The organism is Actinosynnema sp. NPDC050436 (assembly GCF_040655415.1).
GTDB lineage: Bacteria > Actinomycetota > Actinomycetes > Mycobacteriales > Pseudonocardiaceae > Actinosynnema.
Genome location: NZ_JBFAJV010000001.1, coordinates 88,820 through 104,250, shown reverse-complemented (window position 1 = coordinate 104,250; position 15,431 = coordinate 88,820). Strand labels below are relative to the sequence as shown.

17 protein-coding genes are annotated in these 15,431 nt (G+C 74.0%); 10 read left to right on the top strand and 7 right to left on the bottom strand.

What is annotated here, in order from left to right:
- Positions 1 to 95: 95 nt before the first annotated feature.
- On the top strand, positions 96 to 476 hold the full coding sequence (locus AB0I60_RS00485) for a DUF6292 family protein (RefSeq protein WP_360724589.1): 381 nt from the start codon (positions 96 to 98) through the stop codon (positions 474 to 476).
- A 90-nt stretch (positions 477 to 566) separates the two neighbouring features.
- On the opposite strand, the gene AB0I60_RS00480 is transcribed toward AB0I60_RS00485, so the two are convergent.
- The 3 genes from AB0I60_RS00480 to AB0I60_RS00470 all read right to left on the bottom strand — a co-directional run bounded on the left by AB0I60_RS00480 (position 567) and on the right by AB0I60_RS00470 (position 3,512).
- On the bottom strand, positions 567 to 1,328 hold the full coding sequence (locus AB0I60_RS00480; RefSeq protein WP_360724587.1) for a CPBP family intramembrane glutamic endopeptidase: 762 nt from the start codon (positions 1,326 to 1,328) through the stop codon (positions 567 to 569).
- 74 nt (positions 1,329 to 1,402) lie between these two features.
- Positions 1,403 to 2,932 carry an FAD-dependent oxidoreductase gene (locus AB0I60_RS00475; RefSeq protein ID WP_360724585.1) on the bottom strand — a complete coding sequence of 510 codons (1,530 nt, stop codon included), beginning with the start codon at positions 2,930 to 2,932 and terminating at the stop codon, positions 1,403 to 1,405.
- 127 nt (positions 2,933 to 3,059) lie between these two features.
- Positions 3,060 to 3,512, bottom strand: a complete 453-nt coding sequence (locus AB0I60_RS00470) for a DUF4383 domain-containing protein (RefSeq protein ID WP_360724583.1) — start codon at positions 3,510 to 3,512, stop codon at positions 3,060 to 3,062.
- Positions 3,513 to 3,681: 169 nt separating this feature from the next.
- Here AB0I60_RS00470 and AB0I60_RS00465 point away from each other — a divergent pair, with 169 nt between their 5' ends.
- From AB0I60_RS00465 to AB0I60_RS00445, 5 genes are all read left to right on the top strand, one after another.
- The gene (locus AB0I60_RS00465) at positions 3,682 to 3,858 is read left to right on the top strand and encodes a hypothetical protein (RefSeq protein ID WP_360724581.1); all 177 of its coding nucleotides are present in this window, start codon (positions 3,682 to 3,684) and stop codon (positions 3,856 to 3,858) included.
- Positions 3,859 to 3,940: 82 nt separating this feature from the next.
- Positions 3,941 to 4,156 (top strand): DUF6766 family protein, encoded by a 216-nt coding sequence (locus AB0I60_RS00460; RefSeq protein WP_360724579.1) that lies wholly within the window; start codon positions 3,941 to 3,943, stop codon positions 4,154 to 4,156.
- 189 nt (positions 4,157 to 4,345) lie between these two features.
- Positions 4,346 to 6,571: a catalase gene (locus tag AB0I60_RS00455; RefSeq protein WP_360724577.1), complete on the top strand. Its 2,226-nt coding sequence runs from the start codon at positions 4,346 to 4,348 to the stop codon at positions 6,569 to 6,571.
- Positions 6,572 to 6,677: 106 nt separating this feature from the next.
- Positions 6,678 to 7,637, top strand: coding sequence for a TIGR03885 family FMN-dependent LLM class oxidoreductase (locus AB0I60_RS00450; protein WP_360724575.1), 960 nt, complete (start codon positions 6,678 to 6,680; stop codon positions 7,635 to 7,637).
- Positions 7,634 to 9,166, top strand: a complete 1,533-nt coding sequence (locus AB0I60_RS00445; protein ID WP_360724573.1) for an alpha-amylase family protein — start codon at positions 7,634 to 7,636, stop codon at positions 9,164 to 9,166. The genes AB0I60_RS00450 and AB0I60_RS00445 overlap by 4 nt, the downstream gene beginning before the upstream one ends.
- A gap of 65 nt (positions 9,167 to 9,231) precedes the next feature.
- On the opposite strand, the gene AB0I60_RS00440 is transcribed toward AB0I60_RS00445, so the two are convergent.
- Positions 9,232 to 10,038, bottom strand: a complete 807-nt coding sequence (locus tag AB0I60_RS00440; RefSeq protein WP_360724571.1) for a GNAT family N-acetyltransferase — start codon at positions 10,036 to 10,038, stop codon at positions 9,232 to 9,234.
- 141 nt (positions 10,039 to 10,179) lie between these two features.
- Here AB0I60_RS00440 and AB0I60_RS00435 point away from each other — a divergent pair, with 141 nt between their 5' ends.
- On the top strand, positions 10,180 to 10,368 hold the full coding sequence (locus tag AB0I60_RS00435) for a DUF3072 domain-containing protein (RefSeq protein WP_360724569.1): 189 nt from the start codon (positions 10,180 to 10,182) through the stop codon (positions 10,366 to 10,368).
- 119 nt (positions 10,369 to 10,487) lie between these two features.
- On the opposite strand, the gene AB0I60_RS00430 is transcribed toward AB0I60_RS00435, so the two are convergent.
- Together AB0I60_RS00430 and AB0I60_RS00425 are read right to left on the bottom strand one after the other, a co-directional pair.
- Positions 10,488 to 11,348: an alpha/beta hydrolase gene (locus AB0I60_RS00430; protein WP_360724567.1), complete on the bottom strand. Its 861-nt coding sequence runs from the start codon at positions 11,346 to 11,348 to the stop codon at positions 10,488 to 10,490.
- Between the two features lie 59 nt (positions 11,349 to 11,407).
- Entirely contained in the window at positions 11,408 to 11,977 is a 570-nt protein-coding gene (locus tag AB0I60_RS00425) for a hypothetical protein (RefSeq protein ID WP_360724565.1), read from the bottom strand.
- On the opposite strand from AB0I60_RS00425, the gene AB0I60_RS00420 reads away from it, so the two are divergent.
- The 3 genes from AB0I60_RS00420 to AB0I60_RS00410 all read left to right on the top strand — a co-directional run bounded on the left by AB0I60_RS00420 (position 11,968) and on the right by AB0I60_RS00410 (position 14,884).
- Complete coding sequence (locus AB0I60_RS00420; protein WP_360724563.1) at positions 11,968 to 12,561, top strand: DUF6082 family protein; 594 nt, start codon at positions 11,968 to 11,970, stop codon at positions 12,559 to 12,561. The two genes, AB0I60_RS00425 and AB0I60_RS00420, sit on opposite strands and share 10 nt — an antisense overlap.
- A gap of 409 nt (positions 12,562 to 12,970) precedes the next feature.
- The gene (locus AB0I60_RS00415; protein WP_360724561.1) at positions 12,971 to 14,221 is read left to right on the top strand and encodes a glycosyltransferase; all 1,251 of its coding nucleotides are present in this window, start codon (positions 12,971 to 12,973) and stop codon (positions 14,219 to 14,221) included.
- 192 nt (positions 14,222 to 14,413) lie between these two features.
- Positions 14,414 to 14,884 (top strand): STAS domain-containing protein, encoded by a 471-nt coding sequence (locus AB0I60_RS00410; protein ID WP_360724559.1) that lies wholly within the window; start codon positions 14,414 to 14,416, stop codon positions 14,882 to 14,884.
- Positions 14,885 to 14,905: 21 nt separating this feature from the next.
- Here the strand turns inward: AB0I60_RS00410 and AB0I60_RS00405 are convergent, their stop codons facing one another.
- The gene (locus AB0I60_RS00405; RefSeq protein ID WP_360724557.1) at positions 14,906 to 15,307 is read right to left on the bottom strand and encodes an STAS domain-containing protein; all 402 of its coding nucleotides are present in this window, start codon (positions 15,305 to 15,307) and stop codon (positions 14,906 to 14,908) included.
- Between the last annotated feature and the right edge of the window lie 124 nt (positions 15,308 to 15,431).

Genomic DNA, 15,431 nt, shown 5'->3' with positions numbered 1-15,431 from the left:
TTGACCGGGTGATTGGCGGGCGGTCCGCCGGGGTAGTCCGTTGATGCGTCAAGCAGTCGGCGCGTCAGGCTGGACAACGGTGGGTGGTGGCTGCGATGAACGTTGAACTCGACGACACGATGGTCCGGGAGCTGAGCCGGTACGTCGACCGCGTCAGCGAGGCACTGGGCAACCGGGGCCGCTGCTCCTCCTTCGACCTCGGCCCGCCGTTCGCGGCCTACCTGGCCGTGGACGGGCACGTCGAGGCGTTCCCGGACCACGACGTCGCGCTGCTGTGGGACCAGGTCGCGGGCTGGTCGGCGATCGTGGAGACGGCCCGGGGCGACGTGGTGGTGGGCCGCCTCGGCGGCGAGGTCCGACCGCGCCCGGACGTGGTCGCCCGCTTCCTGGCCGAGGTCTTGGACGGCGAACCGCCGGCCGTGATCGTGCCCGGCACCCGCACCGCCGACCCGCTCCTGACGCGCTTGAGCGCCTGAGCACTCCGCACGAGGAACGCCCCTCCGTCCGCGGCCGGAGGGGCGTCCTGGCGTTGTTGGCTGGTGGTGGCGCAACGGCCGTGGGTCAGGTCAGTCGAGGACGCCCAGGCCGGTCAGCAGCGTGGCCAGGGCCGGCAGGAAGTTGTTCACCTGGTGCGCGGCCACCGCTGCGGCCACGGTGCCGGTGAACATGCGGGCCAACCCGATCGGGATGGAGACGACCACGAGCAGCGGCGTGCGCTGCCAGTCGACGTGCGAGACCGCGAACGCGACCGTCGTGGTGGCGAACACCAGCCACCGGTTCCAGCCCCAGCGCTCCAGCGCGCGCCACAGCACGCCCCGGAACAGCACTTCTTCGGCGATCGGGGCGATCAGCCACACCGTGGCGAAGATGGCGAGCCCCGCGCCGAGGTCGGGTTCCCGCCCGTCGAGCACGTGCCCGACGGGCGAGCCGCCGCCGTCCGTCCACGCCGACCACATCGCGGCGGCCGGGACGACGAGCACGAGGCCGCACGCGCCGAACAGCGCACCGACCCGCACGTCGCGGCGGCGGGGAGTCCCGAGCAGTTCACGTTGCACCCGTTCGCGCCGTGGCCCACCGCCGTAGAGCCGCACGCCGACCACGACCGCCGCCGCCGTGACGAGCGCGGGCACCAGCAGCAGCACCGGTAACGGCCACAGCGGTTGCGTCTCGTCCGCCGGCGACCAGCCCGCAGCCGCGAACAGGGCCGCCGACAGCGCGGAGGTGCCCAGCAGCACGACCTCTGCGGCCAGGAAGACGCCCAGCAGGCGCACACCGGTCCGGTTGTCCTTAAAGGGCGTCTTCAAGGCGTCGAATTGCCGTGGCTTCACCGGGCACCTCGTTACCGCCGTGGACGACGTCACCCACTCGGCTACCCCGGCGGTCGCGGCCGAACCCCCCGCGCTCAGCCTCCGGAGGGCGCGGGGGAGTCCGCAGACCCGCTCCCGCCCAGGTCACGGGTCGGCAGCGGCGTGCTCGCCGGGCCTTCCAGCACCTCGCCGTCCACGCCGAACCGGGAGCCGTGGCACGGGCAGTCCCAGCTCCGCTCGGCGTCGTTGAACCGCACCAGGCACCCCAGGTGGGTGCACCGGGCCGACACCGCGTGCAGCGCGCCGTCGTCGTCGCGGAACACCCCGACCTTGCCCAGGCCCTGGCGCACCAGCCGGCCCGACCCGCGCGGCACGTCGTCCGGGGACGCCGCCTCGCCGGGCTTGAGCCGGTCGCCCACCAGGTCCACGACCACCTCCGCGTTCTTGCGCAGCAGCGTCGGCGCGGAGCGCAGGGACAGCCGGTGCGGGGAGAACCGGTCCGCCCACGGCTGCGGGCTCCCGGTCAGCGCTCCGGTCAGGGCGAGCGCCGCGAACGTGCCGCCGGACAGCCCCCACTTGCGGAAGCCGGTGGCCACGTGCAGCCGGTCGGAGCCGGGCGCGTAGGTGCCCACCATGGGCAGCTTGTCGAACGCCACGACGTCCTGGGCCGACCACCGGTGGGTGAACGCGGCGACGTCCCAGTGCTCGCGCGCGAAGTCCGCGAGCACCCGGTACGGCTCGCCCTCGGGCGAGCCGGTCGAGTGGCTCTGGCCGGACACGATCAGCAGGTCGCCGTGGGTGGCCAGCGACCACGACGGGCTGCCCGCGCTGATCCCCAGGCCGGTGGGCGGTGCGCCCGACCGCAGCCGCGCCGCCACGCAGTAGGCGCGGGTGGTCTCCAGCCTGGCGAAGTAGGCGGCCCGGTCCAGCAGCGGGAAGTGCGTGGCCACCACGACGCGGTCCGCGACGACCGTGCCGGACCCGGTGTGCACCTGGCACGGGTCGCCCGACTCGATGCCGGTGACCCGGCTGCCCTCGAACACGTGGGAGCCGTCGCCGTCGACCTGCTGAGCAAGTGCCCGCAGGTACTTCACCGGGTGCAGCGCGAGCTGGTCGTCCAGCCGCACGGCGTGGTAGACCTCGAACGGCACGCCCAGCAGCTCGCCCCGGTCCCGGGCGACGGGCAGGCCCGCGTCGGACGCGGCGTCGGCCTCCTGGTCGACGGCGGCGACCTCGTCCCGGGTCTGGGCGTAGGTGTAGGCGGGCATCCGCCGCAGGTCGCAGTCCACGCCCCCGGCCAGCGCGGCGACCCGGGCGACACCCGCCAGGCTCGCGGCGGCGTAGTCGGCCGCCGCATCGGCGTCGTGCGCCTTGCGGATCTCGGAGTAGACGGTGGCCTGCAACGCGGTCACCTTGGCGGTGTTGTTCCCGCTCGCGCCCGACCCGACCCGGTCGGCCTCGACGAGCGCGACCCGCAGGCCCGCCTGCTTGAGCAGGAGCGCGGTGGTGACCCCGACCACGCCCGCGCCGACCACGGCGACGTCGACCGCGGTGTCGGCCGCGAGCGGGTGCTGACGCCGGGCGTCGAGGAGCCACAGCGACTCCTGTGCGGTTGTCGTGTCCATGGTGGGCGAGTACCTCCTGGTGCGCGGAAGGCCGGGAGCCAAGGCGGTCCGGTGTCCGGGAACGGTGCGTCGGGGGGACGGGTGGCGCGGGGTGTGCGCGGGGTGTGGTGGTGCGGGTCGGGCGTGGTCAGACGCTGCGGCCGTCACGCGGCACCGTCCGCCGGCTCAGCCCGAAGCCGAGCGCGGCCATGCCCAGCGCCAGGCCCAGGTGCAGCCAGTTGTCGGCGTCGTTGACCGGGACGAAGTTCGCCGCGCTGTCGTGGTCGATGACGAGGCCGTAGAGCCACAGCACGAGGTACACCGCCGCGCCGCCGACCAGGAACGCGCGGGCACCGGACGCGGTCTTGGCCAGCACCACGCCGGCGACGCCGAACAGCAGGTGCACGATGTTGTGCAGGACCGAGACCTCGAAGACGCCGAGCAGCTTCGCGCCCGAGTGGTGGCCGGCGAAGCTGAGCATGTCGTAGTCGGTGGTGATGCCGGGGATGAACCCCGCGATGCCGACCAGCAGGAACACCGCGCCCACCGCGAGCGCGGCGGACTGGACCGGGGTGCGGGTGACGTTCGTCGGGTTGGTCATGAGGGCCTCCTTCGCCGTGCACCACGGCTACCCCCGTCACAGGCGGTAAACCTGGCGCACCCAGCCGTGGCCGGGGCGGGCTCGCGGTTGTCGGGGTACCCGGACCGTCCGTTCGCGCGCCTGCGAGCTGCTGACCGACCGCGCCCGCGACGGGGCGGACTGCGCGGCCTTGGGCGTGCCGTCCGGGCAGGTGGAGGACGTCGTGGTGCGGGGTGACGCGGCCCGGGTGCGCGCCGGGTCGGACACGGTGTTCCTGCGCGAGCCGGCTTCGGGGTGGCGGGTGGCCGGCGCGGGCTGCCGGGCCGTGGACGGCCGGCCCTACGCGTGCGACGTGGGCGGTCCCTGATGCGGCGCGGGCTGTTCGCCGCCTACCTGGTGGTCGTGGTCGGGCTGCTGGTGTTCTTCTGCGTGGTCGGGGTGGTGGGCTGGTGAAGGGCTTCCTGCGGGGCAACGGGCTGGGCCTCGGCTTCGGACTGCTGTTCCTGCTGTCGCCGGCCGGGCAGGCGATCTCCGGGGAAGCGCTGCTCGACGAGCGCCGGCTCGCCGACGGCAACGACCCGGTCGGCCTGCTCCAGTACCTGGTCTCCTCGGACGCCGGCGCGGTCCCGAGTCCGACCGGCAGCAGTACCTGGGTGCGCACGTGAAGGCCGAGTCCACGCCGGTCGGTGCCGCGCACGACACCACCGACGGGTCCGGGTGACGCGTCACCGGGATCACCCGACGGCCCCGACCTGGTCACGGCTCGTATTCCACGCCGACCCGATCGGAGGTCGGGAGCGGTGGTGTGAACCGCCGCTGCACGGGTAGCCGCGAGACGACCAGGAGGAGGTCCGGTGAACGCGAAGAACCCCGCGGAGATCGTGAAGAACGCGCTGGAGAAGGCGGTCGAAAAAGTGTCCGACCTGCTCGAACCGGCCATCCCCGGCGCACCGTCGAGTGAACCGCCCGCTCTGGTGCCGCCCACCGACCCCCGCGATCCGCTGCCGCCCAAGCCCGACCAGGACGGCCCGGAGACGGTGTCGCCCACGGGGGCGGCGAGCGGCGTGGACAAGTCGGTCCCCGCGCAGCAGGGCGCGTTCCTGACCACGGCGCAGGGGGTGCGGCTCTACGACACCGACCACTCGCTCAAGGCGGGGGAGCGCGGCCCGACGCTGCTGCAGGACCACCACCTGCGCGAGAAGATCATGCACTTCGACCACGAGCGCATCCCGGAGCGCGTGGTGCACGCCCGGGGCGCGGGCGCGCACGGCGTGTTCGTCGCCTACGGCGCCGCCGAGGGCATCTGCAAGGCCGGGTTCCTGCGCGAGGGCAAGAGCACCCCGGTGTTCGTGCGCTTCTCCACGGTGGTGGGGTCGCGGGGTTCTGCGGACACCGTGCGCGACACCCGCGGGTTCGCCACGAAGTTCTACACCGACGAGGGCACGTTCGACCTGGTGGGCAACAACATCCCGGTGTTCTTCATCCAGGACGGGATCAAGTTCCCCGACATCATCCACGCCGCCAAGCCCCACCCCGACCGGGAGATCCCGCAGGCGCAGAGCGCGCACGACACGTTCTGGGACTTCGTCTCCCAGCACACCGAGGCCACCCACCACGTGCTGTGGCACGTCTCGGACCGGGGCGTGCCGCGCTCCTACCGGACCATGGAGGGCTTCGGCGTCCACACGTTCCGGGTGGTGAACGACGCCGGCGAGACCTCGCTGGTGAAGTTCCACTGGAAGCCGAAGCTGGGCGTGCACTCCCTGCTGTGGGAGGAGGCGCAGATGCTCAGCGGGTTCGACCCCGACTTCCACCGCCGCGACCTCTACGACGCGATCGAGTCCGGCGCGTTCCCGCAGTGGGAGTTCGGCGTGCAGGTCTTCCCCGACACCCCGGACCAGACCTTCGAGGGGATCGACCTGCTCGACTCCACGAAGATCGTGCCGGAGGAGCTCGCGCCCGTGCAGCCGGTGGGGATGCTCACGCTCAACCGCAACCCCACCAACTTCTTCGCCGAGTCCGAGCAGGTCGCCTTCCACACCGGGCACCTGGTGCCGGGCATCGACGTCACCGACGACCCGCTGCTGCACGCCCGCCTGTTCTCCTACCTGGACACCCAGCTGACCAGGCTGGGCGGGCCGAACTTCGGCCAGATCCCGATCAACCGCCCGCACGCGCCGGTCAACGACATGCTCCGCGACGGGTTCCACCAGCACGCCGTGCACCGGGGAGTGGCGCCCTACAAGCCGAACACGCTCGACGGCGGCTGCCCGTTCCACGCCGGCGCGGCCGACAACGCCTACATCGAGGTGCCGCAGCGGGTGGTCGAGGCCACCAAGGTCCGGCGCGCGGCGGCGTCGTTCGACGACCACTTCACCCAGCCCCGGCTGTTCTTCCGCAGCCTGAGCCCGATCGAGCAGGACCACGTGGTCCGGGCGCTGACCTTCGAGCTGGGCAAGTGCTACGAGCAGGCGATCAAGGAGCGCCAGCTCACGGTCCTCGCCCGGGTCGACACCGACCTGGCCGCCGCCGTGGCCGCCGGGCTCGGCCTGCCCGCGCCGGACCCCGTGGAGCTGCCGGAGGTGGCGCCCAGCCCGGCCCTGTCGCAGCTCGGCCACACCTGGCCCGTCGCCGGGCGGATGGTGGGCATCGTGGTCGACGCGGACGACCCGGACGGCCTCGACGGCGTGCGGGCCGTGCGGGACGCGCTGTTCGCCGCCGACGTCGTGCCGCTGGTGATCGCGGCGCGCGGCGGCGAGCTGGGGCACGGCCTGGTCGCCCAGCGCACCTTCGCCACCGCCCGGTCGGTCGAGTTCGACGCCGTCCTGCTGGCTGCCGCGCCCCCGCCCGCGCCCGACGCCCCGCTGCCCCGCCAGGCCGCCGCCTCGCCGCTGGACCCCCGGGTCGAGCTGCTGGTCGGCGAGGCGTACCGGCACGGCAAGGCGGTCGGCGCGTGGGGCGCGGGCGCGGCGGCGGCCGGCACCGGCCCCGGCGTGGTGACCGGCGACAGCCCCACCGACGTCGCGCAGCAGGTGCTGACCCTGCTCGGCGAGCACCGGGTGTGGGACCGCCTGTCGTGAGCGGCCGGCCCCGACCCGGCGCGACGCCGGGTCGGGGCCGGTGTCCGGGGACGGGGTGATCGGCCGAGCGGTGTCGTGACCGCTCCTCCGGGGTACGTGTCCGGGCATGACCACCATCGGCGTGCACGCCTCGCACGAGCAGGTACACCCGTCGCGGCTGCTGGACGCGGTACGGCGGGCCGAAGAGGTCGGGTTCGACGCGGCGATGTGCTCCGACCACTTCTCGCCGTGGAGCGCGCGGCAGGGCCAGTCCGGGTTCGCCTGGTCGTGGTTGGGTGCCGCCCTCCAGGCGACCTCGCTCCCCTTCGGCGTCGTGAACGCACCCGGCCAGCGGTACCACCCGGCGATCGTCGCGCAGGCGATCGGCACGCTCGCCGCCATGTACCCCGGCCGGTTCTGGGCCGCCCTGGGCACGGGTGAGGCCAGCAACGAGCACATCACCGGGCAGGGGTGGCCCCGCAAGGACGTGCGGGCCGCCCGGCTGCGCGAGTGCGTCGAGGTGATCCGGGCGCTGCTGGGCGGCGCCGAGGTCAGCCACGAGGGCCTGGTCACCGTCGACCGGGCGAAGCTCTGGACCAGGCCGGACGAACCACCGGAGCTGGTCGGCGCGGCGGTCAGCCCCGCCACCGCCGCGTGGTGCGCCGACTGGGCGGACGGGCTCATCACCGTCAACGCACCGGACGACCACCTGCGGCGGGTCGTGGCCGCCTACCGGGACGCCGGCGGCACCGGGACGCTCGCCCTCCAGGTGCACCTGAGCTGGGCGCCCGACGCCGACCGGGCCGAGGCCATCGCCCACGACCAGTGGCGCAGCAACGTGTTCGGCCCTCCGGTGTGCTGGGACCTCGACACCGCCGAGCACTTCGACGTGCTGTCCGAGCACGTCACGCCCGAGCGCGTGCGGCAGACCGTCAACGTCTCCGCCGACCCCGGCCGGCACGCGGAGGTCCTGCGCGGCTACCTCGACCTGGGGTTCGACGCCCTGTACCTGCACCACGTCGGCCAGGACCAGGACGAGTTCCTGGACGTGTTCGGCGAGCGCGTGCTGCCGGAGGTGCGCCGGTGAAGCTCACCCGGACCGCCGACCTGTGGTGGAAGAACGCCGTCGTGTACTGCCTGGACGTGGAGACGTTCCACGACTCCGACGGGGACGGCCACGGCGACTTCCGAGGTCTGATCGACAAGATCGACCACCTGCACGGGCTGGGCGTCACCTGCCTGTGGCTGATGCCGTTCTACCCCACCCCGGACCGGGACGACGGCTACGACATCACCGACTTCTACGGCGTGGACCCGCGCCTGGGCACGCTGGGCGACTTCGTGGAGTTCGTCCGCACCGCCAAGGACCGGGGGATGAGGGTGATCGCCGACCTGGTGGTCAACCACACCTCCGACCAGCACCCGTGGTTCCAGCAGTCCCGCAGCTCCCTGGACGACCCGCGCCGCGACTGGTACGTGTGGCGCGACCAGCCGCCGCCCGACGCCGAGCAGGGCGTGGTGTTCCCCGACAAGGAGAAGTCCCTCTGGCAGCGGGACCGCAAGACCGGCCAGTACTACCTGCACCGCTTCTACAAGCACCAGCCCGACCTCAACGTCGCCAACCCGGCGGTGCGCGACGAGATCGCCCGCGTGATGGGGTTCTGGATGGAGCTGGGGCTGTCCGGGTTCCGGGTGGACGCCGTGCCGTTCCTGCTCGAAGCCCCGGTGGAGGACCTGCCCGACCCGCACGACTACCTGTGCGACCTGCGGGCGTTCCTGTCCCGGCGCAACGGCGAGGGCGTGCTGCTGGGCGAGGTGAACCTGCCCTACACCGACGCGATGGCGTACTTCGGCGCGGCCGACGGCGTGGGCGACGAGCTGCACATGTGCTTCGACTTCATCGGGATGCAGCAGATGTACCTGTCGCTGGCGCGCAAGGACGCCAGCCCGCTGGCGCACGCCATGCGGGAACGGCCGCAGCCACCCCGCGACTGCCACTGGGCGACGTTCGTGCGCAACCACGACGAGCTGATCCTCGACAAGCTCACCGAGCCGGAGCGGCAGGAGGTCTTCGCCGCGTTCGGCCCGGACGAGGACATGCAGCTCTACGGCCGGGGCCTGCGCCGCCGCCTCCCGTCGATGATGGGCGACCCGCAGCGCACGAAGATGGTCTACAGCCTGCTGTTCTCGCTGCCCGGCACGCCGGTCCTGTTTTACGGCGAGGAGGTCGGGATGACCGAGGACCTGTCGCAGCCCGACCGGCTCGCCGTGCGCACGCCGATGTGGTGGGACGCGGCGGCCGAGCAGCGGCACGACCCGGACTCGCTGCTGTCGCTGGTGCGGCTGCTGGTCCAGCGCTACCGGGAGTGCCCGGAGCTGGCCTGGGGCCGCTTCCAGGTGATCGACGCGCCGGACGCGGCGGTGTTCGCCCACCGCTGCGACATCGACGGCGGCACGGTGGTCGTCGTGCACAACCTCGGCGACGCCGACGCCGAGGTGGACCTGACCGACGTGGGCGGCGAGCTGACCGACGTCCTGTCCGGCGCGTCCTCCCCGGCTCGGATCACCCTGGAACCGTACGGGTTCCGCTGGTTTCGGGTCGAGGCGGACGGGTGAGGGCCGGCCCGCGCCTGCCGGCGGAAGGGGGAATGACCGCCCGCGTCGAGGGCCGGTGTGGTCGGTCAGGGGATGAGGGCGTACTCGGTGAACCGGCCGCACGCGGTGAAACCGAGGCGGCGGTAGACGGGTTCCCCGTCGGCGGACGCCTGGAGCACCGCAGTCCGGTAGCCGGCCTCGCGGGCGGTGTGCAGGGCGGCCAGGGTGATGGCACCGCCGTACCCGCGCCGGCGGTCGGTGGCGAGCGTGGCGATGTTGTAGATCCCGGCGACGCCCGCGTGCGGGAAGACCTCGGCCGAGCACACCGGGCGGCCGTCGACGTGGCCGACCAGGTAGCGGGCGGGGCAGTCGGGGCGCAGCGCCGCGTGGGCGGCGTCGGCGAAGAACCGGCGCACGGTGGCGGCGGGCGGGTCCCAGTTCGCCGCGAGGACCGTGGCGTACTGGGCGAGCTGCTCCCGGGTGGTGACCGGGCGGATCTCCAGGCCGTCGACGTGCGCGTCGCGGACGGGGTCGCGCAGGTCCTTCCACATCCCCGTCTCCGTCTCCGACGCCTCCAGCCCGGCGGCCCGGAGGTGGTCGGCGAGGTCGCCCGGTGCGGAGGAGGGGCCCACCCACCAGGAGAACGGGCGGCCGGTGGCCGCGAGGGACCGGACCACCTCCGTGGTGCGGGTCGGGGCGGTGCCGGGGGCGAAGCGGGCCGCCGCGACGATGTTGAAGGTGTCGTCGGGGAGGCCGCTGTCGGCGACCAGAAGGTCGTCGGTCTCGGTGACGGATGCGCCTGCCAGTTCCCGGTGCAGGTGGCAGGCGTGCTCGGCGAGGTTCCGCTCCATGGCGAGCGGGAGGTCAGGTCCGTCGTTCGACGGCGTGTCCACGGGCTCCACGGTGGTCACCGAGCATACCGGCGGGGGCGCGGGTGCCGGGTCCGGAGGTCGCGCGGGTGACCGCCGTCCGGGTGGTTGAGGTGCCGCCGTCCGGGGTACCTCGAACGAGCGTTCGAGTGAGAGGAGACGTCCGTGGACCGCACACCGGAGAAGGACCCGGAGGACTGGACGACCGGCGACGAGCCCATGACCGGGCCGCAGGAGTCCTACCTGAACACCCTCGCCCAGGAAGCGGGTGAGCAGGTGCCCGACGGCCTGACCAAGGTGGAGGCGTCGCAGTTGATCGACCGGCTCCAGCAGAAGACCGGCCGGGGCGCGTGACGTCCGGTGCCCGGCGGGGCACGGGGCTGCCCCGCCGGGCGGGCGGTGACGGCGCGACCGCCACCGCCCGGCCGTCACCCCGCACGGCCCTCACCGCACGGATGTCACCGGCTCGGCTGTCACCGCTCGAAGAAGTCGGCCAGGTCGGCGGCCAGTGCATCGGGGGCGTCCTCTGCGACGTGGTGGCCTGAGTCGATGCCGTGGCCGCGCACGTCGTCCGCCCAGTCGCGCCAGATCTCCAGCGGGTCGCCGTACAGGTCGCCGAGGTCGTCGCCCAGCGACCACAGCACGAGGGTCGGGCAGCGCAGCCGGACCCCCGCCGCGCGGTCCACCTCCTCGTGCCGCCGGTCCACGGTGAGACCGGCGCGGTAGTCCTCCAGCATGGCGCGCACCACCTCTGGGTTGCCGGTGGCCGCGCGGAACTCGGCGTGGTTCTCGTGCCCCATCCGGTCCGGGTCGCCCCCGTACCAGCTCACCGGATCGGCGTTGACGACCCGCTCCGGCGTGTCCGGCTGGGCGAAGAAGAACCAGTGGTACCAGGCGGTGGCGAACTCCGGGGTGATGCGGGACAGGTGCTCGCTGATCGGCAGGCAGTCCAGCAGGGCGGCCCGCTCGACGGCGGCGGGGTGGTCGAGCGCCAGCCGCAGCGCGACCGCGCCGCCCCGGTCGTGGCCGGCGAGCCGGAACTGCCGGTGGCCCAGCGCACCCATCACCGCGACCAGGTCACCCGCGACGGCCCGCTTGCAGTGGGCGCTGTGGTCCGGCGCGGGCGCGGGCCCGCGCGAGCGCCCGTACCCGCGCAGGTCCGGGCACACCACGGAGAACCCGCGCGCGACCAGCAGCGGCGCGACCCGGTGCCAGGTGGCCGACGTCCGCGGGTGGCCGTGCACCAGCAGGACCGGTGGCCCCTCGCCGCCGTGGCGCACGAAGATCCGCGCCTCGCCGACGTCGATCGTCTCTTCCCGGAATCCCTCGAACATCACCCGAGCGTCACATACCGGATGGGTGGCCGCGAGTCACGCGGCGTGCGCGGCGACGATCAACGGTCCGGCGTCTGGGGGAGGGTGTCCTCCTCGATCAGGTTATAGCGGTAGGGCACGAACTTCGTGTCGTGACCGGAGTACGGGTAGGGCACCTGGTGGTGCACCGTCTGCGGCGGGGTCTGCTCATAGGCCCAGTAGGCGTTGTGCGAGTCGTCCACCCACCGCTCGAAGATCACCACGTGGCCGTTCGCGCCGCCCGAGTCGGGGCCGCCGTTCATCATCACGTCGCCGGCGCGCAGCTCCTGCTTCTCGATGCGGTGCGCGATGCTCGGCAGGCTGACCGTGGTCAGCGAGCTGTCGAGCCGCCAGGCCATGGAGACGTAGCCGGAGCAGTCCGTGCGCCAGCCCTGGTACCACTGCTCCATGCTGTAGGGGACGGGCGGGGTGAGCCAGGTGCGCGCCCGGGTGATGACCTCGGACCGGGAGATCGGTTCCGCCCCGGCCACCACCCGGTCGACGGCGGCGGGGTCCGGCCCCTGGCCGCCGTGGGTGGGCTCGGCGTGGGCGGTGGGACTCGGCAAGGCGAGGGCCAGCACGCCGACCACGGCCGTCCACAGTGTCTTCATGTCGTTTCCTCCGGGCCGGGAACGCGGGTCACAGGAGGAAGTTCCCGCCCGTGACCCCGACCTCGCGCCGGCGACGGGGAATCACGCGAAAGTGGAATCCGGAGCCCATCACACCGGCAGGCCCACGCACGGCCGGTGAGGCCGCCGGGCCGGGCTGTCGCGTGCGTCCGGGCCAGGCTTGTGGCTGCGACCGACCCGGCTGCCGGGTGCGGTCGACCTTCGGCCGGCTCGGTGGCGAGAACCGGGCGCACCCCACCGGCCGACCCGGTCGCTTGCCCGGTCGTGGACAGCGCGGGCCAGTGGCGGCGTCGGGTGGTACTGGTCGCGGCTCAGCGACATCGGCCAGACCCACGGGGCCACCTCCCGTGTTCGCCGCGCTTGCGCTCGGCGGTGTCGCGGCGGCCTTGGTGGTGTTCCGGGGCGAACCGGGCCGCCGGTACTGGCGTTCTGCACGCGACTCATGGCACGGCAGGGCTGCGCAACGCCGCAGGGACCGCAGGTTCGTCCGGGTGGTCGAGGACGAGCACGCCCGCGTTGTCGCGGACCGGGCGAGCGCCCCTGAGCGGGACCGCAGGGCGCGGTAAGCCGTGGCGGCGGTGGCGGGCGCGGTGGGCGGGCTCGCGTTCGCCGTGGCCCGCCGGAGGCCGCGCGGCTGACGACCGCCCGCCCGCCGAGCGCACGATCCGGCACCCGGTCCGGGTCGGGAAGTCGGGTCACCGGTTCGGGTGCCGGCATCACACCGGAGGGTCATGCCGGCGGCTGGGCGGGATCGCCCGACCGGCGGCGGATCGGCGTTCGGGCGGCGCGCTCGGCCGGAACGGTCCACAGTGGACCCTGCGACGGTGTCGGTACCCGATCGAGCGAAGGCGCGGGGCCGGCGTTTGGGTGGTGGGGCGTCCCGGGTAAGCAGGTCACCGGGTTGAGAACCCAGCCCTCCGAGATCGGCCAACGAACTCCGCGCGGCTCCTGTGCGCGGGGGAGCGGAGGGGACTCTTGAAGATCGCACTCGTAGCGGAGCACGTCGGCGCGGACGACGTCCAGGCGTTCGGCGTCCGGGCGCACGTCTCGTGGCTGGCGGCCGGGCTGAGCCGGCGGGGCCACGAGGTGGTTGTCCACACCCGGCGGCACGACCCCGCCGCGCCGGACGTGGTGGACGTGCGCGCGGGCTACCGGGTCGTGCACTGCCCCGACCACGCGGAGGGCAGCACGCTGGGCGGTTTCGCCGAGTTCCTGACCGACCGGCTCCGCGAGCAGCGGCCGGACGTCGTGCACGCCCACCACTGGACCTCGGGGCTGGCCTCGGTGTCCGCCGTCGACGGCACCGACGTGCCCGTCGTCCAGTCGTTCCACTCGCTGGGCACGGTGGCGCGCAGGTTCGGCCGGTGGGTGCCGACGTCGGCCGAGCGGATGAACCTGGAGCGCCTGGTCGGCCGGCGGGTCGCGCACGTGGTGGCCGCGTCCCGGGCCGAGCTGCGCGAACTGGCCGCGATGGGCGTGCACCGGGGCCGGGTCACCGTGGTGCCGCACGCGGTGGACACCCGGCGCTTCCGCCCCGGCGCGGCGACCGCGCCGCGCCGGCTGGCCAAGCGCGTGGTCGCGGCCGGCGCGCTGCTGCCCTACGGCGGCCTGGGTGACGTGGTGACCGCGCTGAGCGCCCTCCCGGACACCGAGCTGGTCGTCGTGGGCCGGCCGTCGCCGGTGATGGGCCCGGACCCGACCGGCTGGCTGCGGGCGCACGCCGAGGCGTGCGGCGTCGCGGACCGGGTGCGGCTGGCGGTGCCGGCACCGCAGGCGTCCATGCCCGACCTGCTGCGCTCGGCCGACGTCGTGGTGTGCGCCCCGTGGGACGGCCTGCGCTACACGGTCGCGGTGGAGGCGATGGCGTGCGGGACGCCGGTGGTGGCCACCGAGGTCGGCGGCCTGGCCGAGACGGTGGTGGACGGCGTGACCGGCACGCTCGTGCCCCGGCGGGACGCGCGGGCCCTGGCGTCGGTGCTGCGCGGGCTGCTGGCCGACGACGCCCGCAGGTTCGCCTACGGCATCGCGGCCGTGGACCGCGCCGAGTCGTGCTACAGCGAGGACCTGGCGCTCTCGGACGTGGAGCGCGTGCACCACCTCGTCGCCGGGGCCACCCCGCCGGTCCACGCCGTGAAGGACCGGCCGTGGTCGACGCCGGTCGAGGTGGCGCTGCCGGTCATGCGGGCGACCTCGCTGGTGGAGGTGCCGGCCCGGAAGGGCGGCTGACGCACCTGCGGCGGGCGCGGGGGTGGCAGGTCGGTGGGCCGTTGCGCTCGCGTTCCGGCCGGCCGGCGGGTCGGTGGAGGAGTAGGGTCCGGTGGACGCGGTGCTGCCAAGCCCGCCGCCACCCCACCCCGCGAGACGGTCGGGAGACGTCGCAGGTGCGGCCTCCCCGTTCCCCGCAGGAGGTCGACGACCATGGCCGGCACCGCCCCCGACACCACCGCCACGACGATGACCACCGCGTTCGGCGAAGCCACCGTGGTCCGGGTGACCGGCGATCTCGACGCCGCCGTCGTCGGGGTCCTGCGCGTCCGGCTGCTCGACGCGGTCGCCGGGAGGCCGCCGGCGCTCGTGCTCGACCTGACCGGCGTGGAATTCTGCGCGGCGGCGGTCCTGCACGTCCTGCTGGACGTCACCGCGTGCGCGCGCTCGGCCGGCGTGCCGTGCGCGATCGTGGCGGACTGCCGCGCGGTGCTCAAGCCGATCGCCGTCACCGGGCTGTTCCCGCGCTTGTGGCCCCTGCCGAACCTGGCGGCGGCGCGGGAGTGGTTGGCCGGGCCGGACGTCCTCCGCATTCCCGCCCAATCGCGCCCCGACGAATTCCGCGCGACCGGGCAACCCGCCCTCGGGCGTCCTCAGTGGACGGTCGGTGACCGCAAGAAGTGAGAGCGCGGCACTTCTCGCAGGTCAGGACTGGCCTGTCGGCGTTGCCCGGTCGAGCCCGTCCGGCCGCCCGCCGTCCGGTCCGGGTTCTCCGGTCGGCGGGTCGGGCGCGGGCCCGATCTCCGGGACCTGCCGGCGCAGCACCTGTTCCAGCACGGGCCCGAGGCCCTCGCCGTTGACGATCGCCGTCCGCACGCCGCACTCGGCGTGCAGGCGGGCGAGGCGGCCGAACGCGTGGATGCCGGCGGCGGACAGGAGGTCCAGCCCGGCCAGGTCCAGCACCACCAGCCGTGGTGGCGGAGCGGACGCGGTGGCCTGGCGGATCGCGTCGATGCAGTCCATCACCGCGGCGGCGTCCAGGTCCCCGGTCAACCGCAGGAGCAGCGCCTGTCCGAACCGCTCCTCGACGACTCCGATCGGTGGCATGTGGCGAACCTCCCCCGAGAGTCAGGCCAGCGTATCGCGCCCCCGGAAGGCCCACCACCGGCCCACCGGTCGGCGGTCGCCCGCCGGGGCCGGCAGGCCCCGGTAGGTACGTCGGTGGTGCGGC

Excerpts from the sequence above, each read along its gene's own strand:
- AB0I60_RS00485 (WP_360724589.1), top strand. The coding sequence starts at position 96 with ATGAACGTTGAACTCGACGACACGATGGTCCGGGAGCTGAGCCGGTAC.
- AB0I60_RS00475 (WP_360724585.1), bottom strand. The coding sequence starts at position 2,932 with ATGGACACGACAACCGCACAGGAGTCGCTGTGGCTCCTCGACGCCCGG.
- AB0I60_RS00470 (WP_360724583.1), bottom strand. The coding sequence starts at position 3,512 with ATGACCAACCCGACGAACGTCACCCGCACCCCGGTCCAGTCCGCCGCG.
- AB0I60_RS00450 (WP_360724575.1), top strand. The coding sequence starts at position 6,678 with ATGACCACCATCGGCGTGCACGCCTCGCACGAGCAGGTACACCCGTCG.
- AB0I60_RS00430 (WP_360724567.1), bottom strand. The coding sequence starts at position 11,348 with ATGTTCGAGGGATTCCGGGAAGAGACGATCGACGTCGGCGAGGCGCGG.
- AB0I60_RS00425 (WP_360724565.1), bottom strand. The coding sequence starts at position 11,977 with ATGAAGACACTGTGGACGGCCGTGGTCGGCGTGCTGGCCCTCGCCTTG.
- AB0I60_RS00410 (WP_360724559.1), top strand. The coding sequence starts at position 14,414 with ATGGCCGGCACCGCCCCCGACACCACCGCCACGACGATGACCACCGCG.
- AB0I60_RS00405 (WP_360724557.1), bottom strand. The coding sequence starts at position 15,307 with ATGCCACCGATCGGAGTCGTCGAGGAGCGGTTCGGACAGGCGCTGCTC.